The sequence below is a fragment of the Paraburkholderia sp. GAS334 genome (assembly GCF_050436625.1).
Lineage (GTDB): Bacteria > Pseudomonadota > Gammaproteobacteria > Burkholderiales > Burkholderiaceae > Paraburkholderia.
Map to the genome: position 1 here is coordinate 1 of NZ_JBNDMO010000021.1, position 26,381 is coordinate 26,381.

The 26,381-nt window shown below is 62.5% G+C and carries 21 protein-coding genes; 15 read left to right on the forward strand and 6 right to left on the reverse strand.

The genetic code is table 11. From position 1 onward, the window contains the following. The 3 genes from ccsB to msrQ all read left to right on the forward strand — a co-directional run. Positions 1–663, forward strand: a 663-nt coding sequence (gene ccsB, locus P3T21_RS28550) for a c-type cytochrome biogenesis protein CcsB (protein ID WP_429259309.1), incomplete at its 5' end; no start/stop codon positions are given. Positions 664–830: 167 nt separating this feature from the next. Then, positions 831–1,826, forward strand: a complete 996-nt coding sequence (gene msrP, locus P3T21_RS28555) for a protein-methionine-sulfoxide reductase catalytic subunit MsrP (RefSeq protein WP_429259310.1) — start codon at positions 831–833, stop codon at positions 1,824–1,826. Between the two features lie 11 nt (positions 1,827–1,837). Beyond that, the gene (gene msrQ / locus P3T21_RS28560; protein WP_429259311.1) at positions 1,838–2,551 is read left to right on the forward strand and encodes a protein-methionine-sulfoxide reductase heme-binding subunit MsrQ; all 714 of its coding nucleotides are present in this window, start codon (positions 1,838–1,840) and stop codon (positions 2,549–2,551) included. A 19-nt stretch (positions 2,552–2,570) separates the two neighbouring features. Here the strand turns inward: msrQ and lysA are convergent, their stop codons facing one another. Continuing rightward, positions 2,571–3,833: a diaminopimelate decarboxylase gene (lysA, locus tag P3T21_RS28565; RefSeq protein WP_429259312.1), complete on the reverse strand. Its 1,263-nt coding sequence runs from the start codon at positions 3,831–3,833 to the stop codon at positions 2,571–2,573. Positions 3,834–3,842: 9 nt separating this feature from the next. Then, positions 3,843–4,205 carry an LPS translocon maturation chaperone LptM gene (lptM, locus tag P3T21_RS28570; protein ID WP_429259313.1) on the reverse strand — a complete coding sequence of 121 codons (363 nt, stop codon included), beginning with the start codon at positions 4,203–4,205 and terminating at the stop codon, positions 3,843–3,845. A gap of 35 nt (positions 4,206–4,240) precedes the next feature. Here lptM and cyaY point away from each other — a divergent pair, with 35 nt between their 5' ends. After that, positions 4,241–4,558: an iron donor protein CyaY gene (gene cyaY, locus P3T21_RS28575; protein ID WP_429259314.1), complete on the forward strand. Its 318-nt coding sequence runs from the start codon at positions 4,241–4,243 to the stop codon at positions 4,556–4,558. Positions 4,559–4,715: 157 nt separating this feature from the next. On the opposite strand, the gene P3T21_RS28580 is transcribed toward cyaY, so the two are convergent. Then, positions 4,716–7,112, reverse strand: coding sequence for a penicillin-binding protein 1A (locus P3T21_RS28580; protein ID WP_429259315.1), 2,397 nt, complete (start codon positions 7,110–7,112; stop codon positions 4,716–4,718). 241 nt (positions 7,113–7,353) lie between these two features. Between P3T21_RS28580 and pilM the strand changes: the two genes are divergently transcribed. From pilM to P3T21_RS28615, 7 genes are all read left to right on the forward strand, one after another. Beyond that, positions 7,354–8,328 (forward strand): type IV pilus biogenesis protein PilM, encoded by a 975-nt coding sequence (pilM, locus tag P3T21_RS28585; RefSeq protein ID WP_429259316.1) that lies wholly within the window; start codon positions 7,354–7,356, stop codon positions 8,326–8,328. A 5-nt stretch (positions 8,329–8,333) separates the two neighbouring features. After that, positions 8,334–9,032: a fimbrial assembly protein gene (locus tag P3T21_RS28590; protein WP_429259317.1), complete on the forward strand. Its 699-nt coding sequence runs from the start codon at positions 8,334–8,336 to the stop codon at positions 9,030–9,032. Between the two features lie 3 nt (positions 9,033–9,035). Beyond that, positions 9,036–9,932, forward strand: coding sequence for a hypothetical protein (locus P3T21_RS28595; RefSeq protein ID WP_429259318.1), 897 nt, complete (start codon positions 9,036–9,038; stop codon positions 9,930–9,932). Beyond that, positions 9,929–11,581 (forward strand): type IV pilus secretin PilQ, encoded by a 1,653-nt coding sequence (locus tag P3T21_RS28600; RefSeq protein ID WP_429259319.1) that lies wholly within the window; start codon positions 9,929–9,931, stop codon positions 11,579–11,581. Before P3T21_RS28595 ends, P3T21_RS28600 begins: the two co-directional genes overlap by 4 nt. A gap of 95 nt (positions 11,582–11,676) precedes the next feature. Beyond that, complete coding sequence (locus P3T21_RS28605) at positions 11,677–12,228, forward strand: shikimate kinase (protein ID WP_429259418.1); 552 nt, start codon at positions 11,677–11,679, stop codon at positions 12,226–12,228. Between the two features lie 8 nt (positions 12,229–12,236). After that, positions 12,237–13,313, forward strand: a complete 1,077-nt coding sequence (gene aroB, locus P3T21_RS28610) for a 3-dehydroquinate synthase (RefSeq protein ID WP_429259320.1) — start codon at positions 12,237–12,239, stop codon at positions 13,311–13,313. Positions 13,314–13,365: 52 nt separating this feature from the next. Next, the gene (locus tag P3T21_RS28615) at positions 13,366–14,574 is read left to right on the forward strand and encodes a deoxyguanosinetriphosphate triphosphohydrolase (RefSeq protein ID WP_429259419.1); all 1,209 of its coding nucleotides are present in this window, start codon (positions 13,366–13,368) and stop codon (positions 14,572–14,574) included. A gap of 148 nt (positions 14,575–14,722) precedes the next feature. On the opposite strand, the gene P3T21_RS28620 is transcribed toward P3T21_RS28615, so the two are convergent. Continuing rightward, positions 14,723–15,106 (reverse strand): DUF883 family protein, encoded by a 384-nt coding sequence (locus P3T21_RS28620; RefSeq protein WP_429259321.1) that lies wholly within the window; start codon positions 15,104–15,106, stop codon positions 14,723–14,725. A gap of 275 nt (positions 15,107–15,381) precedes the next feature. Further along, a complete protein-coding gene (locus tag P3T21_RS28625) occupies positions 15,382–16,104 on the reverse strand; it encodes an OmpW/AlkL family protein (RefSeq protein WP_429259322.1) in 723 nt (240 codons plus the stop codon). Positions 16,105–16,292: 188 nt separating this feature from the next. Here P3T21_RS28625 and P3T21_RS28630 point away from each other — a divergent pair, with 188 nt between their 5' ends. From P3T21_RS28630 to thpR, 4 genes are all read left to right on the forward strand, one after another. Then, positions 16,293–17,000 carry a transposase gene (locus tag P3T21_RS28630; protein ID WP_429259323.1) on the forward strand — a complete coding sequence of 236 codons (708 nt, stop codon included), beginning with the start codon at positions 16,293–16,295 and terminating at the stop codon, positions 16,998–17,000. 294 nt (positions 17,001–17,294) lie between these two features. Beyond that, positions 17,295–21,998 carry a glutamate synthase-related protein gene (locus tag P3T21_RS28635; RefSeq protein ID WP_429259324.1) on the forward strand — a complete coding sequence of 1,568 codons (4,704 nt, stop codon included), beginning with the start codon at positions 17,295–17,297 and terminating at the stop codon, positions 21,996–21,998. A 123-nt stretch (positions 21,999–22,121) separates the two neighbouring features. Beyond that, the gene (locus P3T21_RS28640; RefSeq protein ID WP_429259325.1) at positions 22,122–23,591 is read left to right on the forward strand and encodes a glutamate synthase subunit beta; all 1,470 of its coding nucleotides are present in this window, start codon (positions 22,122–22,124) and stop codon (positions 23,589–23,591) included. 219 nt (positions 23,592–23,810) lie between these two features. Further along, the gene (gene thpR, locus P3T21_RS28645) at positions 23,811–24,344 is read left to right on the forward strand and encodes an RNA 2',3'-cyclic phosphodiesterase (RefSeq protein WP_429259326.1); all 534 of its coding nucleotides are present in this window, start codon (positions 23,811–23,813) and stop codon (positions 24,342–24,344) included. Positions 24,345–24,444: 100 nt separating this feature from the next. Here the strand turns inward: thpR and P3T21_RS28650 are convergent, their stop codons facing one another. After that, positions 24,445–26,184 (reverse strand): ABC transporter ATP-binding protein/permease, encoded by a 1,740-nt coding sequence (locus tag P3T21_RS28650; protein WP_429259327.1) that lies wholly within the window; start codon positions 26,182–26,184, stop codon positions 24,445–24,447. Between the last annotated feature and the right edge of the window lie 197 nt (positions 26,185–26,381).

Below are 26,381 nucleotides of genomic sequence, written 5' to 3' on the forward strand. Positions count from 1 at the left end.
CTGATCGGCGCGGACGTCGGCCATATTCCTGTCTCGAACCTGTACGAAGTATTCGTGCTGTTCAGCCTGATCACGGCGCTCTTCTATCTGTATTACGAAAAGCACTACAACACGCGCGCGCTCGGCGCGTTCGTGCTGCTCGTGATCAGCGCGGCCGTCGGTTTCCTGATGTGGTACTCGATCGCCCGCGATGCGCAGCAGATCCAGCCGCTCGTCCCTGCGCTGCAAAGCTGGTGGATGAAGATTCACGTGCCGGCGAACTTCATCGGTTACGGCAGCTTCGCGCTGTCGGCGATGGTCGGTGTGGCGTATCTGATGAAGGAGCACGGCGTGCTGGTGGACCGCCTGCCGACGCTCGACGTGCTCGACGACGTGATGTACAAGTCGATCGCCGTCGGTTTTACGTTCTTCACCATCGCGACGATTCTCGGTGCGCTGTGGGCCGCCGAAGCTTGGGGCGGCTACTGGAGCTGGGACCCGAAGGAAACGTGGGCGTTGATCGTCTGGCTGAACTACGCCGCATGGCTGCACATGCGGCTGATGAAGGGCCTGCGCGGCCATATTGCCGCCTGGTGGGCGCTGACTGGTCTGCTGGTCACGACTTTCGCCTTCCTCGGCGTGAACATGTTCCTGTCGGGGCTGCATAGTTACGGAAAGCTGTAAGATTCGCCGCTTTCCGCCGACTGATAACCGCCGGGTGCTTCGCACCGGCGGTTTTTTTATGGCGATGCGGAATTTTCGCGAATCCAGACTGTTTGTCAGAGCAGGACATAGGCAGGCAAGGTCGAACGATCATCAACGTGGCCCGGACGGCCATCGAGGAGCAGCACATGTGGGTCAAGCGAAGCGACAGGATTCAGCTCGGCGGTGACGATATCCCGCGCAGCGAAATCACGCCGCGTCCGATATTCGAGAACCGGCGGCGCGTGTTGCAGGCGGCCGGGGCTGCGGCGATGGGCAGCCTGATCGGCGTCAATGGCGAAGCGCTTGCAGCGTTCGCGGCGCCCGACAACAAGGCGCAGAAGCTCGCCGCGACGACGAACGCGAAGTTCGTTGCCGCCGACAAGGTCACGCCGTTCAAGGACATGACGACGTACAACAACTTCTACGAATTCGGCACCGACAAGGACGATCCTGCGCGCAACGCGGGCACGCTGCGGCCGCGTCCGTGGCGCGTGAGCGTCGAGGGCGAGGTGAAGAACGCGAAGGTCTACGATATCGACGAATTGCTGAAGCTCGCGCCGCTCGAAGAGCGCGTGTACCGGCTGCGCTGCGTGGAAGGCTGGTCGATGGTGATTCCGTGGATCGGCGTGCCGCTCGCGGAGCTGATCAAACGCGCGCAGCCCACTGGCAATGCGAAGTACGTGGAGTTCGTCACGCTGGCCGATCCGTCGCAGATGCCGGGTCTGTCGACGCCGATTCTCGACTGGCCGTATTCCGAAGGTCTGCGGATGGACGAAGCGATGAACCCGCTGACGCTCCTGACGATGGGCGTCTACGGTGAAGTGCTGCCGAACCAGAATGGAGCGCCGGTGCGCATCATCGTGCCGTGGAAATACGGTTTCAAGAGCGCGAAGTCGCTGGTGAAGATCCGCTTCGTCGACAAGCAGCCGAAGACCAGCTGGAACACATACGCACCGTCGGAATACGGCTTCTATTCGAACGTGAATCCGAACGTCGACCATCCGCGCTGGAGTCAGGCGACCGAGCGGCGTATCGGCGAGGACGGTTTCTTCCAGCCAAAGCGCAAGACGCTGATGTTCAACGGTTACGGGGACCAGGTTGCGTCGCTGTATCAGGGCATGGACTTGAAGAAGAACTTCTGAGCATCGACGATATGGCTTCCGATACACAGGGTGTTTCTGGTTCCTCGACGCGACGCGGCGGGGTTGCGGCTTCGACTTTGACTTCGACGCGCAGGCCCGTCGCCGCTGCGGGCAACGGCTGGATCGTGCCCGCAAAGATCGCGGTGTTCGTCGCGGCGTGGTATCCGCTCGCGCGCATCGTGTTTTTCGGATTGACCGATCGTCTCGGCGCCAACCCGATCGAGTTCATCACGCGTTCGACGGGTCTGTGGACGCTCGTGTTTCTCTGCATCACGCTGGCCGTGACGCCGCTGCGTCGATTGACCGGCATCAATCCCGTGCTGCGTTTTCGGCGCATGCTCGGTCTTTTCGCGTTCTTCTACGCGACGCTGCATTTCACAACCTACATCTGGTTCGACAAGTGGTTCGACGTAGCTGAAATCCTGAAGGACATCGGCAAGCGGCCGTTTATCACCGTCGGCTTTGCTGCGTTTGTGCTGCTGATTCCGCTGGCGGTCACGTCGCCGAAAGCGATGGTGCGCAAGCTGGGGCGTCGCTGGCAGGCATTGCACCGCGCGATCTATGCAATTGCCGCGCTCGCGATCCTGCACTTCTGGTGGATGAAGGCCGGCAAACACGACCTGGTGCTGCCGAAGATATACGGCGCGATCGTTATCGCGCTGCTGGGCTGGCGACTACTCGTGTGGCTGCGTGGACGCGTGGTGAAGCGCGAGGTGCAGCGGTAACGCTGACGCGCTGTCGCTCTCAATCCGGCAGCAGGGACTCGCCGGCGAAAAGCTGCTTCACCTCTTCACGTGCTCGCGCGACGTGCACCTTGTCGCCGTCGACCATCACTTCAGCGGCGCGCGGACGCGTGTTGTAGTTCGAGCTCATCGCAAAACCGTACGCGCCTGCCGAACGGATCACGAGCAGATCGCCAGGCTCGACAGCAAGCGGCCTGTCGCGGCCAAGCCAGTCACCGCTTTCGCAAACCGGGCCGACGACGTCATACGAGTGAACCTCTCCATTGCGCTTCACGGCCGGATCGATCTGGTGAAACGCCTCGTACATCGCGGGGCGCGCCAGATCGTTCATCGCAGCATCGACGATCGCGAAATTCTTCTCCGCGCCCGGCTTCAGGAATTCAACGCGCGTGAGCAGCACGCCCGCGTTGCCGACCAGTGACCGACCCGGCTCGAAATACACTTCGCGATGACCATGGCCGCGCTGCGCGATGCGATCGAGCAGCGTGCGCACGAAGTCGCCGATGTCCGGCGGCGTCTCGTCGTCGTAGGTGATGCCAAGGCCGCCGCCCACGTCGATGTGGCGGATTTTCACGCCGTCCGATTCGATCTGGTCGACGAGTTCGAGGAGCTTGTCGATCGCGTCGAGATACGGCGCGATTTCGGTGATCTGCGAGCCGATGTGGCAGTCGATGCCGATGACGTCGAGGTTCGGCATTGCAGCGGCGGCGCGATATGTGGCGCGCGCGTCATCGAAAGCTACGCCGAACTTGTTCGACTTGAGACCGGTGGAAATGTACGGATGCGTCTTCGCATCGACGTCCGGATTCACGCGCAGCGAGACCGGCGCCTTCTTGCCCATCGATCCGGCCACTTCGTTCAAACGGTCGAGTTCGGGAATCGATTCGACGTTGAAGCATTTCACGCCGGCCGCGAGCGCTTCGCGCATTTCAGCGGCGCTTTTGCCGACGCCCGAGAACACGACGTTTTCCGCCTTGCCGTCTGCAGCGAGCACGCGGGCGAGTTCGCCGCCCGACACGATGTCGAAGCCCGCGCCGAGGCGAGCGAACACGTTGAGGACGGCGAGATTGCTGTTCGCCTTCACCGCGACGTGAACCTTCGCGCGACGTCCAGCGCATGCGCCGGCGTAGGCTTGCCACGCATCGGTGAGCGCTGCGCGAGAATAGACATAAAGCGGCGTGCCGAACTGTTCGGCAAGCGAAACGACGGACACGCCTTCAGCGTGGAGTACGCCGTCGACGTAGGTAAAGGCGGATGAAGTCATGCGAAAGTCTTATTGATCCGAGGACGCGCCAGAAGCCGGACGCGTTGTTGCGGGCGACGCGCCCTCATTGGGTGCCGTGCGAAGTTCGCTATCCGGTGACAGCGAAAGCGGCTTGCCCGACGTATCGGGTACTGTGCCGCTTATGCCCGTCGATGCCGGCATGTCGCTCGATGCGGTTTCTGCGTCAGGACGGACTTCATCGGGCGAAGGCGGTTGCGTTTGCTCGTTGGGTTTTGCCGGTAATGGCGGTACCGTAGGCAAGTAGAGCGGGCCGCGTTGTCCGCAGCCGCCGAGTGTAGCGCCTGCGAAAATTGCCAAAGCCGCTACAATCGCGCGGGGCGCCGCCGCGCTCATCCTGAATGCGACTCGCATGACTGTCCCTGAATGATTAATCGCTGGAGTTTAGCATGTCCGACAGTGAATACCTGACCCGCGCCGAGGCCGTTCTGGCCGCCGTGGAGCGTGCCGTCGACGACACCGATGCCGATATTGAATTCGAACGAAGTGGCAATGTTTTGACGCTCGAGTTCGAGAACAAAACGAAGATCATCGTGAACCTTCAGCCGCCGATGCGTGAAATCTGGATCGCCGCGAAAGCCGGCGGTTTCCATTTCCGCTTCACCGATAACGCATGGCGCGATACGCGCAATGGCACCGAGTTTTTCTCCGCGCTGTCGGACTATGCGACGCAGCAGGCGGGTGAGACGGTGACGTTTAACCCTTGAGTGTTCGCGCGCTGGCGATGGCGGTTGGGTTTGGAATGCGCCGTTTTGCGCTTGCCGTGAAATGAGAAAAGCCGCCGCACCGTCTGGTGCTGGCGGCTTCTCGAACCAGGCCAGACTTCGCGACGGCGGACGCGCCGCGAAGTCGCCAGCGCAAGCGCTAGTGTCCCTTGAACAGGTTCATGATGTCCTGCTTTTCCTTTTCGCCAACCTGCTCAGGCGCGGCACCCGACGCGCCGCCTGCTTCATCGAGCGTCGCCTGACTGACGCCAACGGTCGAAATAAACCCGTGCCCCGGCGTGAAGTCGTCGAAGTACAGTTCGTCGCCGATGGAGACGACGTCGTCCGGCATCGGCATCTTGTACTCCGGCACGCCCTTCAGCGCCCGGCCCATGTAGTCGATCCACACCGGCAACGCGAGGCCGCCGCCCGTTTCCTTGTCACCGAGACTGCGCGGGTTGTCATAGCCGATCCATGCAACTGCGGTCAGCGTGTGCTGGTAGCCGCCGAACCACGCATCGCGTGAATCGTTCGTCGTCCCTGTCTTGCCGGCGAGATCGGTGCGCTTCAGGACGTTAGACTTCGCGCCGGTGCCACGCTGCGCGACGCTCAGCAACAGGCTGTTCATCACGTAGGCATTACGCGGTTCGATGGCGTGCGGCGCGCTCTGTCCGGCAACGAGCGGCTGGGCGTGTGCAACGACGATGCCACGCTGATCGGTGACTTCAGCAATCAGATACGGGTTGATCCGATACCCGCCGTTTGCGAACACCGAGAATCCACCAGCCATCTGCAGCGGCGTAACCAGTCCTGCGCCAAGCGCCATCGGCAGATACGCCGGATGTCGATCGGCATCGAAACCAAAGCGCGTGATGTACTGCTGCGCGTACTTCGTGCCGATGTTGTTCAGGATGCGGATCGACACAAGGTTCTTCGACTTCTGCAACGCAGTGCGCATGGTCATCGGGCCATCGAAGCCGCCGCCGTAATTCTTCGGCTCCCACGCCTGACCGCCCGTTTCGGCCGCGCTGAAGAAGAGCGGCGCGTCGTTGATGACGGTAGCCGGGCCCAGTCCCTTTTCGAGCGACGCCGAGTAGATGAACGGCTTGAAGCTCGACCCCGGCTGACGCCACGCCTGGGTGACGTGATTGAACTTGTTCTTGTTGAAGTCGAAGCCGCCGACGAGCGCGCGGATCGCGCCATCCTGCGGAATCAGCGAGACGAACGCGCCTTCGACCTGCGGCAACTGCGTGATCGACCAGCCGTCGTCGTCGTTCCTGACCACGCGGATGATCGCGCCCGGCCGCACGCGCTGGTTCGGCTGCGCGCGCGTGCCGAGTGCAAACGACGCAAAACGCAGGTTGTCGCCCTCAATCGTGATCGAGTTGCCGTCGATGAACGTGGCCTGCACCTGCTTCGGGCTCGCCGACGTGACGACAGCCGCGATGATCTCACCGTTGTCCGGATGTTCGAGCAACGCGTCGTCAATGGCCTGTTCGCGGTCATCGGCGTCGGACGGCAACTCGATGAACGCTTCCGGCCCGCGATAACCGTGGCGCCGTTCGTAGTCCATCAAACCTTTCCGGAGCGCGTGATACGCGACATCCTGATCTGCGGAATCGATCGTCGTGACGACATTGAAACCGCGTGTGTACGCTTCTTCGCGATACTGCGCGTACATCATCTGCCGCACCATTTCCGCGACGTATTCAGCATGCACGCTGAATTCCTTGCCTGCGCCTTTCACGATGAGCGGCTGTTTCGCGGCCTGGTCGTACTGCTCCTGCGTGATGTAGCGCAGTTCGAGCATGCGCGTGAGGATATATTCCTGGCGCACCTTGGCGCGCTTCGGATTGACGACCGGGTTGTACGCTGACGGCGCTTTCGGCAGACCCGCAAGCATCGCCGATTCAGCGAGCGACAGGTCTTTCAGGTCCTTGCCGAAATACACACGCGCGGCGCTCGCGAAACCGTACGCGCGCTGACCGAGATAGATCTGATTCATGTAGACCTCGAGAATCTGATCTTTCGACAACTTCGACTCGATCTTGTACGCGAGCAGCATCTCGTAGATCTTGCGCGTGTAGGTCTTCTCGCTCGACAGAAAGAAATTGCGCGCAACCTGCATCGTGATCGTGCTCGCGCCCTGCGTGGCATGCCCATTCGACAGCGCGACGAAACCGGCCCGCGCGATACCGGCGAGATCGACGCCGCCGTGATCGTAGAAGCGCGCGTCCTCGATGGCGAGCACCGCTTTCTTGAGACTGTCCGGCACGTCCTGAATGCGCACGATGTCGCGCCGTTCCTCGCCGAACTCACCGATCAGCACGTGATCAGCCGTATAGATGCGCAACGGCACCTTCGGCCGGTAGTCGGTCAGCGCTTCGAGCGACGGCAGGTTCGGCGTCGCGACGACGAGCGCATAGCCCAGCACGAGCCCGGCACTGACGATGCCCGCAACGATGAGACCCACGAAGCCGAAGATGATCTTGAGCCACAGCGGACGTTTGCGCTTTGGCGGGACGGGTGGCGGGGACACAGGCGACGAAGATTGCATATGAATACCAGAAAACAGTCCCGCGATTATAGCCGCCCGGGCAGGCAGCTTTCGGCGTGCTTACGCCCGGACGGCGCGCCGCGCAGGGGATGATCTAACTTTAGCCGTTTTGCCTGCGAGCGGGTGGCGCGCCACGCCACGTTAGCCATCTGGCCGAATATCGCCCACGTTGGTCGCTGAGCAGAATCCCTCCTGTCGTCGCGTCCGAATGGTTCGGCGCACGGTTCTGAAGGGAGGCGTCATGGCGCTCAGAAATTCGTTGATGTCGGCGGTACGCCGTTTCGCAGCCGGCATCGATATTGGTCAGCAGGAAGTCAGGCTCGTCACATTGAGCCAGCGGGTACGGAGCGGCGGCCCGGTACGGCTCGAATGTGTTGCGATCGAACCGTTGTTCGCGGGTGCGATGGCGGGCGCCGAGATCGTCAACCGTGGCGCGGTCGGTTCAGCGCTGCGGGCGCTCTTCGCGCAACTGCCTCGCGAGTGCCGGACGCACGTGCTCCGCTGTGCAATGGCCATGCCTGCGTCGGCCACGATGACGATTTCGATACCGATGGCACAACTCGCTTCGACCAGTCGTTCCATCGCTGGCGATCATGCGCTTGCCGCGCTCGAGCCGGCCGTCATGGCCGAAGCGGAGCGCGTGGCGGGCATCGAGCGGCATGCGCTCGCGGTCGACTGGTTCATCGAGGAATCGCCGCGATGCAGCGGCTGCGTGACGATAGCGGCAACGACGAGGACGCATCTTGAAGCGCGTATGGAGTGTGCGGCCGCGGCGGGCATCACGCTCACCGCGATCGATGGCGAGCCGCATGCTGCGTTGCGCGCAATGCGACACGCGGCGTCGCTAGAACTCGACGTACACGAGCCTTATGCCGCGATCTGGGTGGGCGACGACGGCGTGTACGGCTGGCGCATCGCTGACGAAGTGGTTGTCGGGGACATGCGTTATCCGGCGCCCGAGCATGCCGATCTGGCCGACGCACTTCGCGACCTGGCCGACGACGGCGTGGGATGCGTGGTCCTGTGCGGTCAGGTAGCGCTGCTCGAAAGCGTGGGTTTTACGGCCGCTGATATCGGTGATCTGCTGGGCTGCCTGGTGCTGCCGTTCGAATGTGCACTTCACGGCGATGGAGGGCATCCGCTGCGGAACGATCTGCTGTGTGAGCCCGCGCTTGCTGTTGCATTCGGTCTGGCATTGCGCGGTCTCATGGAGTGATGTCCGTGCGCTTTCTTCAGATCTTCGTTGCGCAGCATCCCGTCGCGCGACGCGGGAAGCCAGGTGGCTTCAATCTGTTGCCGTATCGCGAGCGCGACAGGCGGCGCGCGAGACAACGCTGTGTCCTCGAATGGATCGGCGCGGTTTTCGTCGGTGGAATTGCTGTGCTGATGCTGGCGGGCTGGCAGACATTTCAGGGCGCGCGGCTCGAAGCGGAGCGAGCGACGATCGAACATTCGCTGGCGCAGTTTGCAGGGCCGCTTGCAGAACAGGCGACGCTTCTGCGCGATGCAAAAGAGCGTGAGGCGCGCGCGGCGCAGGCAGGGGTTTCATCCGCGTCGCTCACGCATCTGCTTGCTCTGATGGAAGCGTTGAGCGAAGACGACGCGGCCGACAGTGGTGGCGTCGTCTTGCAGGAAATGCGACATCGTCCGCACGAAACCGAATTTCGAGCAATGGCCGGCGATCACGTTGCGCCCGCTGCGTGGCTCAAGCGGCTTGCCGCTGTACCGGGTGCAGGGAACGTGGAGATGAGCGAACTGCATCGCACGCAGCCTGGCATTGCGCAGCCGGCCTCATCGCCCGCGCGCGGCCAGGTGGAATTCGCTGCGCGCCTGCGTTGGGCGGGAGCTTCGGACGAGCCGAAACGACCGCCTGTCCCGGCGGGTACGCGCTCAACGCAGGCAAACAAACAGGCGAGGTAAAAGATGAATGGTGCGATTGCTGGCCGAATGGCCGGAATGGATGGAGGCGGTATTGTGGCGACGTTGCTCTCGCACGCGCGCGTGCCGCCTGAAGTATGGAGCGTGCGGCGTCGGTTCGCTGTCGCGTCCGTTATCGCGGTTGCCGTTTTCGTCGCGGGTGACAACGCATGGCTCGCGGCCGATCTGGGCGGCGTGCAGGCGAGCCGCACGCGACTGGAGGAAGCGCGACGACATCTGGCCGACGCCCGTCAGGCCGTCGCGCGATTGCCCGCGTTGCGCGGTGCGGCCGCGAAGGCACCCGCGCTGCGTGATGCAACGAAATGGACAACCGCGGACGATCTGCACGCCGTATCGCAGCTAGCGGGCAATCACGGGGTCGAATTGTTGACGCTTGCGCCCCAGCCAGCGAGCGGAACCGGGACGACCGCAATGCGACCACTCCGTCTCACGGCACGTGCTGATTTCGCGGAGTGGCTGGGATTTCTCCGTGGCTTGCCGAGCCTGCCCACGCTTGTCGTTCCGGCCGACGTGACGATCAGGCGGCAGGGCGGAATGCTGACCATCAACGCGACGCTTGACTCCTTTTCCGCATTGCATCCCGCGCCGACACAGGTTGCCGGGACGTCGAGTCGTGACGAGGACGAAGACATCCTGTTCTTCGACCCTTTTTCGCCTGTGAATCCACCGATCCTGTCAGATGATGCTTCGTTGCGCCTCGTCGGCCTGTTGCGCGATTCTTCGCGCGGTCTTGCGCTGGTCGAGACGCCGGATGGCGTTGCCGCTGTGACGGTCGGCGAGCGCCTTGGCGCGGAGCGTGTGGTACGTATCGATCCGCTGGGCATCTCGCTGACGGGAAACGACCGCACGCACACGCTGATGCTTGCCGAGGTGGCGTCATGATCGCGAGGGCGCCGGTGCGCGGCGTGCTTCGCTGCGTCTGCCTGTGTCTTTGCCTCGGTACGACGCTGGCGCAGGCGTCTTTGCCGCCGTTACCAGAGCGCATGCCGATCGATGACACGTTGACGCCATACGGCTTGCCCCCTTTGCCTCGCAGCGCGAACGCTGACATGGTTAATCCGCCCGACGACGGGGCTGCGACGGGAAACCCGTCATCGGCGGATACGGGAGAAGCGTCCGTAGCCGGGGCACTGTTGAACGAAAAGGGGCCCAATGGCGAGGCATCGGAAGAAACGGCAGCCACGGGCAATCAGCCGTCGGCTGCGACATCGTCGCCCGTCGAAGCCAGTTCTCACGCAACGCTGGAAGGGCCACCGGTCCCACTCGCGCCGCAGCAGCGGATGAGCGGCCCGACGCTCGCCTATCAGGGGGACGCCGAAGAAGCCGTTCGCCCGATCACGCTCAACTTCCAGCACGCTGAACTCGGCGCGGTACTGAACGCGTTTGCGCAGTTCACGGGGCTCAATATTGTCGCGAGCGAGCGCGTACGGGGCTTCGTTTCGCTTAGGCTCAACAAGGTGCCGTGGCGCGCCGCGTTCGATACATTGCTCGACGTCAACGGACTCGCGATGGAGCGGCGCGGCAACGTGATCTGGGTCGCGCCGTTGGCCGATCTCGCCGCACGCGAAAAGCAGCGCTTCGAAGCGCACGCGAGAGCCGCGGACCTGGAGCCGCTCGCGAGCCGCATGTTCGAGTTGCACTACGCGCACGCCGAAGACATCCGCAAGCTTTTGACCGCTTCCGGCACGCAGCGCGTGCTGTCCAAACGCGGAGCGGTGATGGCCGATCCACGCACGAATCTGCTTTTCGTCACCGACATCGAGGGGCGCCTCGCGCAGATCGCCGACCTGCTGGCGTCGCTCGACCGGCCCACGCGGCAGGTGTTGATCGAGGCGCGCATCGTCGAAGGCGAGCAGGGCTTTTCGCGCAATCTGGGCGTGCGGCTCTCGATGAACGCCACCAACACCGATGGCACCTCGCGTGGATTGAGCGGCGGCAAGGAGGGCGCCGTCTACGACCTGTCCGCGCGACCGATCGCGGGTTTTGACGCGGCGACCGCCGGACTGACGTTGTTCGCCGCTCACGCTACCCGCCTTCTGAACATCGAGTTGAGTGCGCTCGAGGCTGAGGGGCGCGGGCAGATCGTCTCGAGCCCCCGCGTGGTGACGGCGGACCGCATGAAGGCGGTTGTCGAACAGGGAACCGAGTTGCCGTATCAGGCTAAAGTCGGGCAGGGCGTCTCCGGCGTGCAGTTTCGCCGCGCGACGCTCAAACTGGAGGTCGAACCGCAGATTACGCCCGACGGCCGGGTGATCCTGGACCTCGACGTCGCGAAAGACAGCGTTGGCGAGCAAACCGATGCAGGTCCCGCGATCAACACCAAACACGTGCAGACGCGGGTCGAAGTGGAGGACGGCGGGACGGTGTCGATCGGCGGCATTTACGCGTCCGACGACCGCAGCGATGTGACGCGGGTGCCGCTCCTGGGCAAAATACCGCTTTTGGGCGCACTTTTTCGCCATACCGCGCACCGCGACCAGCGCAGCGAACTGGTCGTTTTCATCACGCCGCGCGTTGTGCAGACAAATTGAAGGTCTGCCGAAGCGTCTGGCCGCAGGCTCGACAAGGCAGTCGCTTTGCCTTTAAGCTGCGGCACGAACCATACCGGAATAGCCAGAGGACACCGTTGCAACCGCGGGACGCAAACGCCAATGTATTTTTTGTAGGGCTCATGGGGGCGGGTAAAACCACCGTGGGCCGGGCGGTGGCGCGCCGGCTGGACCGCCCGTTCTTCGATTCGGACCACGAAATCGAGGCGCGCACGGGCGCGCGCATCGCCACCATCTTCGAACTCGAAGGTGAAGCGGGTTTCCGCGACCGCGAAGCGCACACCATCGCCGAACTGTCCGGCCGTGACAATATTGTGCTGGCTACGGGCGGCGGCGCGGTTCTGCGCCCCGAAAACCGGGAACTGCTGAGCAGTCGCGGCCTCGTCGTCTATCTGCGGGCCAATCCGCACGATCTGTGGCTGCGGACCCGCCGCGACAAGAATCGCCCGCTTTTGCAAACCGAAGATCCGAAGGGGCGGCTGGAAGCGCTGTATGCCGTGCGCGATCCGCTTTACCGCGAATGCGCCGATTTCGTGATCGAAACGGGGCGGCCATCGGTCAACGGGCTCGTCAATATGGTGCTGATGCAACTCGAGATGGCCGGCGTCGCCAGACATCCTGCGTCATAATGGCAAGCATGATTACCGTTAACGTTGAACTGGGCGACCGCGCCTATCCCATCCATATCGGTGCCGACCTGATCGGCCAGACTGCGCTTTTCGCGCCGCATATCGCGGGTGCGTCCGTCACGATCGTTACCAACACCACTGTCGATCCGCTTTACGGCGATGTGTTGCGCCGCGCACTGGCGCCGCTCAGCAAACACGTTTCGACGGTCGTTCTGCCGGACGGCGAAGCGCACAAGAACTGGGAAACGCTCAACCAGATTTTCGACGCGCTGCTTACCGCGCGCGCGGATCGCAAAACGACGCTGATCGCACTTGGCGGCGGCGTGATTGGCGACATGACGGGTTTTGCCGCTGCCTGCTACATGCGCGGCGTGCCGTTCATTCAGGTGCCGACAACGTTGCTGTCGCAGGTTGATTCGTCGGTTGGCGGCAAGACGGGCATCAATCATCCGCTCGGCAAGAACATGATCGGCGCGTTCTACCAGCCGCGGGCTGTGATCGCGGACATCGGCGCGTTGCGTACGCTACCGGCACGCGAACTGGCGGCCGGTGTCGCTGAGGTCATCAAGACGGGCGCGATTGCCGACGCCGCGTTCTTCGACTGGATCGAAGCGAACATCGACGCGCTCAACCGGTGCGAACCGCAGGCGCTCACCGAGGCGGTCAAACGTTCGTGCGAAATCAAGGCATCCGTGGTGGCTGCCGACGAGCGCGAAGGTGGCCTGCGCGCGATCCTCAACTTTGGTCACACGTTCGGCCATGCAATCGAGGCGGGCCTTGGCTACGGCGAATGGCTGCACGGTGAAGCGGTTGGCTGCGGCATGGTGATGGCGGCGGATCTGTCAGTGCGCCTCGGCCATCTCGACGCGTCCGCGCGCAAACGTCTTGTGGATGTCATCGTCGCTGCGCACCTGCCGACCCGCGCCCCGGCGCTCGGCGATTCGCGCTATATCGACCTGATGAAGGTCGACAAGAAAGCGCAAGCCGGTGCAATCAAATTCATCCTGCTGAAGCGTTTCGGCGACACGCTGATCAGCGAGGCACCTGACGACACCGTCCGCGCAACACTCGCGGCGGCAGTCTGACCGCCGCCCGCGTGGGCTTGCAACGCGGTCGTCCATGAATATGGAGAAACCGGTGAGCGAAACGCGCAGCGATAGCCTGACCCATCCCCGCGGCACCCAGGCGGCGGACGGGGCGTCGATTCCCTCGCTTGCTGCGCTCGAACGCCATCTTGCGCCCTACGCGGCGCATTCGGCGCAGTCGCGCGGACGTCGCCATCCTGAACCTCCGCCCAGCGCGCGCACCGAATTCCAGCGCGATCGCGACCGGATCGTTCATTCCACTGCGTTCCGCCGCCTCGAGTACAAGACACAGGTTTTCGTGAACCACGAAGGCGACCTGTTTCGCACCCGTCTCACGCACAGCCTTGAAGTCGCGCAGATCGCGCGCTCGGTCGCGCGCAACCTGCGCGTGAACGAAGATCTGGTCGAGGCCATTTCGCTGGCGCATGACCTCGGGCACACGCCGTTTGGTCACGCAGGTCAGGACGCGCTCAACGAATGCATGCGCGAGCATGGCGGCTTCGAACACAACCTGCAAAGCCTTGCTGTCGTCGACGACCTGGAAGAACACTACGGCGCCTTCGATGGCCTCAACCTCTGCTTTGAAACACGCGAAGGCATCCTGAAGCATTGTTCGCGCGAGAACGCGCGCAAGCTCGGCGCGCTCGGCGAACGTTTTCTCGAAGGGCGTCAGCCGTCGCTCGAAGCGCAGATTGCAAACGTGGCCGACGAGATCGCGTACAACAATCATGATGTCGACGATGGCCTGCGCTCCGGCCTGCTGAGGATCGCGCAGCTCGCTGAAGTCGCGCTATGGCAAACACACTACGAAGCGGCGCGGGATGAGTATCCGGATATCGAAGGCCGGCGGCTCGTCCACGAAACGGTTCGCCGCATCATCAACACACTGATTGTCGACCTGATCGACACTACGACGCGCAATCTCGCTGAGCATTCGCCCAGTTCGCTCGATGATGTGCGGGCAGCGCCGCCGCTGGTTGCGCACAGCGAGCCCGTCGCTGCGCAGGCGGCCGCTCTCAAGCGGTTCCTGTTCAGGAATCTGTATCGTCACTATCGCGTGATGCGGATGGCGAACAAGGCGCGTCGCGTCGTAGCCGGCCTTTTTGATGCATTCACTGAAGACCCGCGCCTGCTACCACCGGCGTACCAGGCGAAGAGCGAGGCGATGCAGCCGCGGCTGATCGCTCACTACATCGCGGGCATGACAGATCGCTACGCGTTGAAGGAATATCGCCGGTTGTTCGTGATCGACGATAACTAGGCGGCAGGGCGTCGCTGCCTCTAGCTGCCTCGGTCAGTGCCACGAGCCCGATCAGCTGGCGGACATTGCGGACCAGTCCGCAGTGAGAGTTGTCACGATGCGGTACACGCGACCTGCCAGGCCGCGGGCCCAGCGACTCAGCCTGGTTCTAGCGGCTATTGCTCCTTCCGAGCAACGCGCCCGCGATGAGCGCGATCGCGCCGACGATCACAATCGTCTTCCACGCGTTTTCGTGCACGTAGTCGTCGGCATCGGCCATCATGACTTCGGCGCGTTCGCGGACGGCTTCGCGCGTGCCGTCGAGGCGGGCGCGTGCCGCGTCGAGCTTCTTGCGCATTTGCGTGCGTAGCGCCGCAGCATCCGCCGACGTGCCTTCGGCCAGTGCTTCTTCAAGTTCCGACATCAGTAAGCGCAATTCGGTGGCAATGTCTTCAGCAGCATGGCGACCGTGCCGCGCGATGCGTCGCGCCCGGCGGCCCGTCGAGTTCAGCGAATCTCCAATGGCGTCTCGCGTATTCGGTAGTGCGTTCATTGTGGCTCCCTCGATGTGGATTGGCAGAAACCCGCTCCTTCGTGCGGGAAATACCATGTCACGCAACTTCGGTGCCAAACGGCGGAACGCCTTCCCGCAGACGATTTCCTGAATAAACAGAAAGCGGATTCGGGTCGACACTGCACGGCGCCAGTCAAAATTACAAACCCTGCGGCTGCACGCCAGGCCGTTGATCATGCAAACAAAAAACGCCGTCACGTATAAATCGTGACGGCGTTCCTTGTTCAAGCCCCCAAATCTCGACTACGCTTAGCCTAGAAGCGGTAGCCGACGTTGATGTACGTAACGATCGGGTTCAGCTTGATTTTCGTTTCCGAAGTGACGTTGAGCTTGCCAACTGGCGTGTTGGCCACCGTATTGAGCTTGGCGGTGGTGGTCAGCGGCACGTAGGAGATCGAGACGCCCGCGAACCAGTGCTGGTCGATGGCGAACGTAAAGCCGGCATTGAACACAGGTGCCCACGAACTATCCGTAGTAACCGATGTCGGACCATGCAGCACGGTTTGTTCGAACTGGGCATTCGTGATCTGCTCGTTGGTGAACCAGGTGCGGGTCACGCCGAGCCCGAGGTACGGACGGAACCTCGACTCAGGCGCCCGGAAGTAGTACTTGAAGAGCAGCGTCGGGCTCCATTGTTTCGCGTCACCGAGTTTGCCGAAGCCTGCAAACTGTCCCGTACCGTTCAGGTCGAATTTGGGCGGAATGCCCATGACCAGTTCGGTCGCGATGTGGTCGGTGACGAAGTAACCGGCGGTGAAGCCTGCTGTGTCGGCGTCGCTAAGGCTGGCGCCTGTGTTAGGAATTTCGATGCTGACGGGACGGCCACCAATACTTGTCTCCTTAAGCGGATTACTGCTGTCTTGAGGTGCGAGGTGAAACCAACCCGTTGTGACGTAAAAAGTGCCGGCCGATTGCGCATGTGCTGTTGTGATGCAGGCAAGCGCAGCCATCCCCGTTATGGCTTGTTTTAATTTCATCTGTGCTCCTCCTGAAAAAGCCCGCTCATTATGACCACAACGTTTCAAACAAACCATATGCGCCAGTTAGAGGCTTCTCCCTAAGCGCCGCGCGGTTTCTGCCTGAGCCGCGCTGCGCCGAACCCCGCGCCTGTGCGGCTTTACGGACCCCTCGGGTAATCACCAACGCGTCTAATGGATAATCCAGCATGGCACGGCTAGCACGTCTTTATGTCCCCGACCAGCCGCAGCACGTGATCCTGCGCGGACTCGACCAGCAGCCCGCATTTGTCGACGACCAGGACTACGAGCTCTTTATCGATTGCCTCAAGGCAGCGTCGCGCGATCATCGCCTCGCGATACACGCGTACGTCCTGATGCCGGGCGCGGTGCAACTGCTCGTCACACCTTCGGAAGAGTCGAGTCTGCCGAAGGCGATGCAGGCAGTCGGTCGCCGCTACGTGGCGCACTTCAACCGTCGTTACGCGCGACGCGGCACGCTGTGGGAAGGCCGCTATCGCGCGACCGTCATCGAAGGCGAGCGATACTTTCTGCTCGCGAGCCGCGTCGTGGAAATGTGCCCGGTACGCATGCAGCTGGTGAGCGCGCCAGAGGACTATCGGTGGTCGAGCTACCGGCATCACATCGGTCTGACGCTCGACAGTCTCATCACCGATCACCCGTTGTACTGGTCACTCGGCAACACGCCGTTCGAACGGCAGCGCGCGTATCGCGAACTGTGTGAACAACCGCTCGATGAACGCGAGACGAACCAGCTTCAACAGGCCACGTTGAAGGGCTGGGTGCTCGGCAGCGAGACCTATCGCGAGTGGGCGGCGCGCGCGGCTAACCGACGTGTTTCGCCGTTGCCCCGAGGTCGGCCACGCAAGGTCCGCGAAACGCCGCAGACGCAATAAGCCTTTCGGATCAATGCTCTGCAAAACCGACGGCATCTTCGCATGCCGTTTTCTTTTGCACCTTTATGATATGGCACCAATAAAAAAGCATCGCAATGCACCAATCTGATAATAGGGGTCTTACCATCGTGTTTTATTTGCTATTCCTTTGATTCGTCGCGTATATTTCGATTTCCGGCGATTCCCGAGCGTGCACCACTCTGGAAACTCGACCGGCCACGCGGTTGCAGTGCACACCGCGGGCAACAGAAAAATGGTTAAACGGCCGATCGGCCCCCTACAGACGGTGTCCCCATGAACGACCACCTGCAACCGACGTCTTCGGTTCCCGCCGCGCAAGGTCTCTACGACCCGCAAAACGAACATGACGCCTGCGGCGTCGGCTTCGTCGCCCACATCAAGGGCAAGAAAAGCCACGAGATCGTCCAGCAAGGCCTGAAGATCCTCGAGAACCTCGATCACCGGGGCGCCGTCGGCGCCGATCCGCTGATGGGGGACGGCGCGGGCATTCTGATTCAGGTGCCGGACGGTTTCTATCGCGAGGAAATGGCAAAGCAGGGCGTGACGCTACCGCCGGAAGGCGAATACGGCGTCGGCATGATTTTCCTGCCGAAGGAACATGCGTCGCGCCTCGCGTGCGAACAGGAACTCGAACGTACGGTGAAGGCGGAAGGCCAGGTCGTGCTGGGCTGGCGCGATGTGCCGGTCGACCACACGATGCCGATTTCGCCCACCGTCAAGGCGAGCGAGCCGCTGATCCGCCAGATCTTCATCGGCCGCGGCAAGGACATCATGGTGACCGACGCGCTGGAGCGGAAGCTGTACGTGATCCGCAAGACCGCGAGCCACCGCATCCAGGCGCTCAAGCTCAAGCACGGCAAGGAATACTTCGTGCCGTCAATGTCGGCGCGCACGGTGGTGTACAAGGGTCTGCTGCTGGCGGGCCAGGTCGGTGTGTATTACCGCGACCTGCAGGACGACCGCACGGTTTCGGCGCTCGCGCTCGTGCACCAGCGCTTCTCGACGAACACGTTCCCGGCATGGGAACTGGCGCACCCGTACCGGATGATCGCTCACAACGGCGAAATCAACACGGTGAAGGGCAACGTCAACTGGCTGAACGCCCGTACCGGCGCGATCGCGAGCCATGTGCTCGGCGACGACCTGCCGAAACTGTGGCCGCTGATCTATCCGGGTCAATCGGATACGGCTTCGTTCGACAACTGTCTCGAACTGCTCGTGATGGCCGGCTACCCGCTCGTCCACGCAATGATGATGATGATCCCGGAAGCGTGGGAACAGCACACGTTGATGGACGACAACCGCCGCGCGTTCTACGAATACCACGCCGCGATGATGGAGCCGTGGGACGGCCCCGCTGCAATCGCATTTACCGACGGCCGCCAGATCGGCGCGACGCTCGATCGTAACGGTCTGCGTCCGGCGCGCTACATCATCACCGACGACGATCTCGTGATCATGGCGTCGGAAGCCGGCGTGCTGCCGATTCCTGAATCGAAGATCGTCAAGAAGTGGCGTCTGCAGCCGGGCAAGATGTTCCTGATCGACATGGAACACGGCCGCATCATCGACGACAAGGAACTGAAGGACAACCTCGCGAACGCGAAGCCGTACAAGAGCTGGATCGACGCCGTGCGCATCAAGCTCGACGAAATCGAGCCGAAGGCCGAAGACGTCGTCACGGAACGCCGCGAACCCGCTGCCTTGCTGGATCGCCAGCAGGCGTTCGGCTACACGCAGGAAGACCTCAAGTTCCTGATGGCGCCGATGGCGCAAGCCGGTGAAGAAGCCGTCGGCTCGATGGGCAACGACTCGCCGCTGGCCGTCATGTCCAACAAGAACAAGACGCTCTACCACTACTTCAAGCAGCTGTTCGCGCAGGTCACGAACCCGCCGATCGATCCGATCCGCGAAAACATGGTGATGTCGCTGGTGTCGTTCGTCGGTCCGAAGCCGAACCTGCTCGACACGAACAACATCAACCCGCCGATGCGTCTCGAAGTGTCGCAGCCGGTGCTCGACTTCCGCGACATCGCGAAGATCCGCGCGATCGATCAGTACACGGGCGGCAAGTTCAGTTCGTATGAACTGAACATCTGCTATCCGGTGGCATGGGGCAAGGAAGGCATCGAGGCGCGTCTCGCGTCGCTGTGCGCAGAAGCAGTCGACGCCGTGAAGTCCGGCTACAACATGCTGATCGTGTCCGATCGCCGCACCGACCGCGACAACGTCGCGATTCCGGCGCTGCTGGCTACCGCCGCGATCCATACGCACCTCGTGCAGCATGGTTTGCGCACGAGCACGGGTCTCGTCGTCGAAACCGGTTCGGCGCGTGAAACGCACCACTTCGCGCTGCTCGCGGGCTACGGCGCGGAAGCCGTGCACCCGTACCTCGCGCTGGAAACGCTCGCGCAACTCGCACAGGGTTTGAAGGGCGACCTGTCGGCGGATAAGGCGATCTACAACTTCACGAAGGCAGTCGGCAAGGGCCTGCAGAAGGTCATGTCGAAGATGGGCATTTCGACGTACATGTCGTACACCGGTGCGCAGATTTTCGAGGCTGTCGGCCTCGCTGAAGATCTGGTGCTGAAGTACTTCCACGGCACGTCGTCGAAGGTCGGCGGCATTGGTCTCTTCGACGTGGCTGAAGAGGCGATCCGCCTGCATCGCGAAGCATTCGGCGACAGCCCGGTGCTCGCGACGATGCTCGATGCCGGCGGCGAGTACGCGTACCGCGTGCGCGGCGAAGAACACATGTGGACGCCGGACGCGATCGCGAAGCTGCAACACTCGGCGCGCAGCAACTCTTATCAGACGTACAAGGAATACGCGCATCTGATCAACGATCAGACGAAGCGTCACATGACGTTCCGCGGCCTGTTCGAGTTCAAGTTCGATCCGACGAAGGCGATTCCGCTCGACGAAGTCGAATCGGCGAAGGACATCGTCAAGCGCTTTGCAACGGGCGCGATGTCGCTCGGCTCGATCTCGACCGAAGCGCACGCCACGCTGGCGGTCGCGATGAACCGCATTGGCGGTAAGTCGAACACCGGCGAAGGCGGCGAGGACGAAAACCGTTATCGCAACGAACTGCGCGGCATTCCGATCAGGAACGGCGACACCATGAAGTCGGTGATCGGCGACGAAGTGATCGTCGATATTCCGCTGAAGGATGGCGATTCGCTGCGCTCGAAGATCAAGCAGGTGGCGTCGGGCCGTTTCGGCGTGACGGCGGAATACCTCGCTTCGGCCGACCAGATCCAGATCAAGATGGCGCAGGGCGCGAAGCCGGGTGAAGGCGGCCAGCTGCCGGGTCACAAAGTGTCCGAGTACATCGGCAAGCTGCGTTACTCGGTGCCGGGCGTCGGCCTGATTTCGCCGCCGCCGCACCACGACATCTACTCGATCGAAGATCTGGCGCAGCTGATCCACGATCTGAAGAACGCGAATTCGGCAGCGAGCATCTCGGTGAAGCTCGTATCGGAATCGGGCGTCGGTACGGTTGCCGCGGGTGTCGCGAAAGCAAAGGCCGATCACGTCGTGATCGCGGGCCATGATGGCGGCACGGGCGCTTCGCCGCTGTCGTCGATCAAGCATGCCGGCACGCCGTGGGAACTCGGTCTCGCTGAAACGCAGCAAACCCTGGTGCTGAACCAGCTGCGCGGCCGTATCCGCGTGCAGGCCGACGGCCAGATGAAGACCGGCCGCGATGTCGTGATCGGCGCGCTGCTCGGCGCCGACGAATTCGGCTTCGCGACGGCGCCGCTCGTCGTCGAGGGCTGCATCATGATGCGCAAGTGTCACCTGAACACGTGCCCGGTCGGCGTCGCGACGCAGGATCCGGTGCTGCGTGCGAAGTTCAAGGGCCAGCCGGAACACGTCGTCAACTTCTTCTTCTTCGTTGCTGAAGAAGCGCGCGAAATCATGGCGCAACTGGGCATCCGCAAGTTCGATGACCTGATCGGTCACGCCGAACTGCTCGACATGAAGAAGGGCGTCGAGCACTGGAAGGCGAGGGGTCTCGACTTCTCTCGCGTGTTCTACCAGCCGCAGGTTTCGGCGGAAGTGGCGCGCAAGCACGTCGACGTGCAGGACCACGGCCTTGACCGCGCGCTCGATCACGTGCTGATCGAGAAGTCGAAGGCGGCGATCGAGAAGGGCGAGCACGTCTCGTTCATCCAGCCCGTGCGCAACGTGAACCGTACGGTCGGCGCGATGCTGTCCGGCACAATCGCGAAGAAGTACGGCCACGACGGCCTGCCTGACGACACGATCCACATCCAGCTGAAGGGCACGGCCGGTCAGAGCTTCGGCGCGTTCCTCGCGAAGGGCATCACGCTGGATCTCGTCGGCGATGGTAACGACTACGTCGGCAAGGGTCTGTCGGGCGGCCGCATCATCATCCGTCCGACGAACGATTTCCGCGGCAAGTCCGAAGAAAACATCATCTGCGGCAATACGGTGATGTACGGCGCGATCGAAGGCGAATCGTTCTTCCGCGGCGTGGCGGGCGAGCGCTTCTGCGTGCGTAACTCGGGCGCGACGGCGGTTGTCGAAGGCACCGGCGACCACGGCTGTGAATACATGACGGGCGGTACGGTCGTCGTGCTCGGCGAAACGGGCCGCAACTTTGCGGCGGGTATGTCGGGCGGTATCGCGTATGTGTTCGATCCGGACAATACGTTCGCCGGCAAGTGCAACAAGTCGATGGTCGCGCTCGAACCGGTGCTGCAACAGGCCGAACAGGAACGCACGGTCGACCGCGCACTGTGGCACACCGCTCAGACCGACGAAGCGCTGCTCAAGGGGCTCATCGAGGGGCACTTCCAGTTCACGGGTTCGCCGCGTGCGAAGGCGCTGCTCGAAAACTGGGACGCGTCGCGACGTCAGTTCGTGAAGGTATTCCCGATGGAATACAGGCGCGCACTCGGCGAGATGGGCGCGAAGAAGGCAGCGAAGGAAGTACTCGCCGCTTGATCTTCGCAGCGCAAAAAGCCAGCTAAGGCCCTCTACAGCCAGCGAAAGTAGAAACAGGCGCCTGCCGCTTCAGAGCGGCGGGCGCGGATCACCCCACCTGATAAAGATAGAGAAGAGAACCATATGGGCAAGGCAACCGGTTTTCTCGAGTTCGAACGCCGCCATGAGGCGTACGAAGCTCCGCTCACGCGTGTGAAGCACTACAAGGAATTCGTCGCGGCACTCGCCGACGACGAAGCCAAGATTCAAGGCGCGCGTTGCATGGACTGCGGCATTCCGTTCTGCAACAGCGGCTGCCCGGTGAACAACATCATCCCGGACTTCAACGACCTGGTGTTCCATCAGGACTGGAAGAGCGCGATCGAAGTTTTGCACTCGACGAACAACTTCCCCGAGTTCACGGGCCGCATCTGCCCGGCGCCGTGCGAAGCGGCGTGCACGCTCGGTATCAACGACGATCCGGTCGGTATCAAGTCGATCGAACACGCGATCATCGACAAGGCTTGGGCCGAAGGCTGGGTCGCGCCGCAGCCGCCGAATCACAAGACGGGCAAGAAGGTCGCCGTCGTCGGTTCTGGCCCCGCCGGTCTGGCCGCCGCGCAGCAACTCGCGCGAGCGGGGCACGATGTCACCGTGTTCGAAAAGAACGATCGGATCGGTGGTCTGCTGCGTTATGGCATTCCTGACTTCAAGCTGGAAAAGTGGCTGATCGACCGCCGCATGCGCCAGATGGAAGCGGAAGGCGTGACGTTCCGCGCGAACGTGTTCGTCGGCAAGAAGGATTCGCTGCCGGCGTACATCGGCAACACGGCGAAGGACACGATCACGCCGGACGAGCTGAAAGAACAGTTCGACGCCGTCGTGATTGCTGGCGGTTCGGAAACGCCGCGCGATCTGCCGGTGCCGGGACGCGAGCTCGAAGGCATCCATTACGCGATGGATTTCCTGCCGCAGCAGAACAAGGTCAACGCTGGCGACAAGGTTACCGATCAGCTGCTCGCAAAGGGCAAGCATGTGGTCGTGATCGGCGGCGGCGATACGGGCTCGGACTGTGTCGGCACCTCGAACCGTCATGGCGCGAAGAGCATCACGCAGTTCGAACTGCTGCCGCAACCGCCGGAAGAAGAGAACAAGCCGCTCGTGTGGCCGTACTGGCCGGTCAAGCTGCGCACGTCGTCGTCGCATGACGAAGGCTGCGAGCGCGATTGGGCCGTGGCGACCAAACGTCTTGAAGGCAAGAACGGCAAGGTCGAGAAGCTGGTCGCGGCGCGCGTCGAATGGAAGGACGGCAAGATGCAGGAAGTGCCAGGTTCCGAGTTCGAAATGAAGGCCGACCTCGTGCTGCTCGCGATGGGCTTCACGGCGCCGGTTTCGCCGGTGCTCGAAGCGTTCGGCGTCGACAAGGATGCGCGCGGCAATGTGCGTGCTTCGACCGAAGGTGACAAGGCGTATTACACGTCGGTGGACAAGGTGTTCACGGCGGGCGATATGCGTCGCGGGCAGTCGCTGGTGGTGTGGGCGATCCGCGAAGGCCGTCAGTGCGCGCGTTCGGTCGATGCGTACCTGATGGGGCATTCGGAACTGCCGCGTTAATTTATTCCACTTCGGCGCGGCTGGTATGCTGCGGCATCGCGTCGATGCAGCTTTTGCAGGAAGAGGTGGAGACGACAAAGCGGTAACGGAAAGCCGGGCGCCCGACAGGGTGACCCGGCTTTTTTACGTCTGTGATCCAGCGATGGGCCGGGGTAGAGTGGAAGGCGCGCCTAACCCCGCTTGCTGCCTGCTTGCTCGCGACGACGACGGAACACGCCCATGACCGAAGGCTGGCAACGCTGCTTCATCGCACTCGCCCCGGACGTAGCGACGCGCGACGCGCTCGCTGCCGTGCCGCTTGTTTCGACGGCACGTCGCGTGCCTTATGAGCAGTTGCATCTGACGGTGACGTTCATCGGCGCACTTTCTATCGAGCATGGTGAGGCGCTGGCCGAAGCGTTGAAGGCCAATGCCGTACCCATGACGCCTGCCGCTGTCACCCACATCGAACACTGGCCGAGCGCAAACCGTCCGCGTTTGACCGTAGCGACGCTGGAGATGTCGGATGAGTTCGTTGCACTCGACTGGCGGATCCGCTCGTTGATGCTGGAACTCGATTTACCCGTCGACGCGCGCACGTTCCGGCCGCACATCACACTGGCCCGCTTCAACCGGGAGGCGATCGCGATCGACGGCACGCCTCAAGCGCCACCGCCGATCACCGCGCATTTCGAATCTCTGGTGCTGTATTCCAGCACGCTCGCCCGACACGGCGCGCGTTACAGCGCGCTGGCGAGCGTGCCGCTGGCGTAGTCCAGCTTCGACGTGAGCCAGGACGCGACAGCGAGCGCGAGCGCCGCGCCGATTCCCGAACCGGCGCCGGTGATCAGCACGACGCGATCGAACGATGCCGTTATGCCGCCGCGCGTTCCAGCGCGCGCTCGACGAGCAACGTCTGGGTGTGGAACGCCTCGAGTGTCTTGCGATGCGCGACGCTCACAATCGCCGTCTCCGGCAGACGCTCGTTGAGTACCGTGTAGATCACCGACTCATTATCGGGATCGAGCGCGCTGGTGGCTTCGTCGAGGAACAGGTAGTCGGGCTTTTGCAGCAGCACGCGAGCGGCAGCCAGACGCTGCTGTTCACCCGGCGACAGCGTGCGTTCCCAGTGCGTCGCTTCGGCGAGACGATCCGCGAGCTCGGGCAGATTGCAGGCGGTAAGCGCTTCGCGACAGGCTTCATCGGTGAACACGCTTTCGTCGGACGGGTAGGCGAGCGCTGCCTTCAGCGTGCCGATCGGCAGATAGCTGCTTTGCGGCACGAACATCAGTTTTGCGCCGACCGGCACGTCGATCGTGCCTTCGCCGAACGGCCAGAGGCCGGCCAGCGTGCGCATCAGCGTGCTCTTGCCGGAACCCGACGGTCCACGCACGAGCCAGCGCGATCTCGGCGCAATGTTGAACGAGCCGATATTCGACAGCGGCGTGCCATCCGGATGCTGCAGAAGCAGATCGTCGACCGCGAGCGTCTTCGTGTCCGTCATGCGCACGTTGATGCCACCGTGAAACGTGCCACCCGAAACGGATTCGCGCAGATGCTGGTCGCCCATTACGCGGTGGAATTCCCGCAGACGGTTCACGGTAGCGCGCCATTCGGCGAGCGAATCGTAATTGTTGATGAACCACGAAAACGAATCGCTGACGGTGCCGAACGCGCCCGTCACCTGCTGGTACATACCGAACGTGATGCTCTTCGAAAAGTACTTCGGTGCAGCCGCGATATAGGGAAACACGACCGCCAGCTGCGAGTAGCTGATCACGACGATATTGAAGCGCCGCGTGAAACGCATGACGAGACGCCAGTTATCGCGGATGTGTCCGAATACGCCCTTCAGCGCGCGTTCTTCGGCGGGCTCGCCCTGATATAGCGCGATCTGGTCGGCGTTTTCGCGGATGCGGATCAGCGAGAAACGGAAGTCGGCCTCGACGCGCTGTTGCTGATAGTTGATCGATACCAGCGGATGGTTGACCTTGTGCGTCACGTACGAGCCGAGCGCCGCGTAGACGAGCGCCGCCCACACCATATAGCCAGGAATGTTGAACGCGACACCGAACAGATGAAACGCCAGCGCGCCGGACAGGTTCCACAGGATCACGATGAACGAGAACAGCGTGACGGTGGTCGACAGCAGGCCAAGCGCCAGATTGAGCGTCGCGCTCGCGAGCGCCTGCAGATCGACGGACACCCGCTGGTCGGGGTTGTCCGCGAGGCTGTCGCGCTCGATGCGGTAGTAGGCGCGATCGCCGAGCCAGTCGTGCAGATACTTCGTGGTGAGCCACTGTCGCCAGCGGAACTCGAGCATCTGCCGGAAGTACGTGCGGTACGACCCGAGCAGGATCAGCGCCATCGCGATGACGGTGAACTGCAGCAGCGAATATTTGAAGACGGGGAAGTTGTATTGCTGGATCGCATCGAAGAAGGTGCGCTGCCAGCTGTTGAACCAGACGTTGGCCGCGACCATTGTCATGTTCATCGCGATCACGATCGCGAGAAGTCCTCGCGCGCGCCATCGGTCCTCGGACACCCAGTATGGCTTGATGAGACCCCATGCGGTGATATCGGTATCCGCGGAGCCCGTTGGTTTTTCAGTCATAAGCGTCCTTTAATACGGAGTGGCGCTACGCACGGGCACGTCCAGTGACGCCGTCGCGCACGTTCGCTCTCGGGCCGGATTGTCCTGACCCAGGCTTAACCTGAACTTAAATGATCGAAGGCGCGGCGTGTCGTGACGCGCTGCGCATCCCCGTTGACGCGTCATTGTGCCAGACCACCGTCCGTGGCCGTATTGAT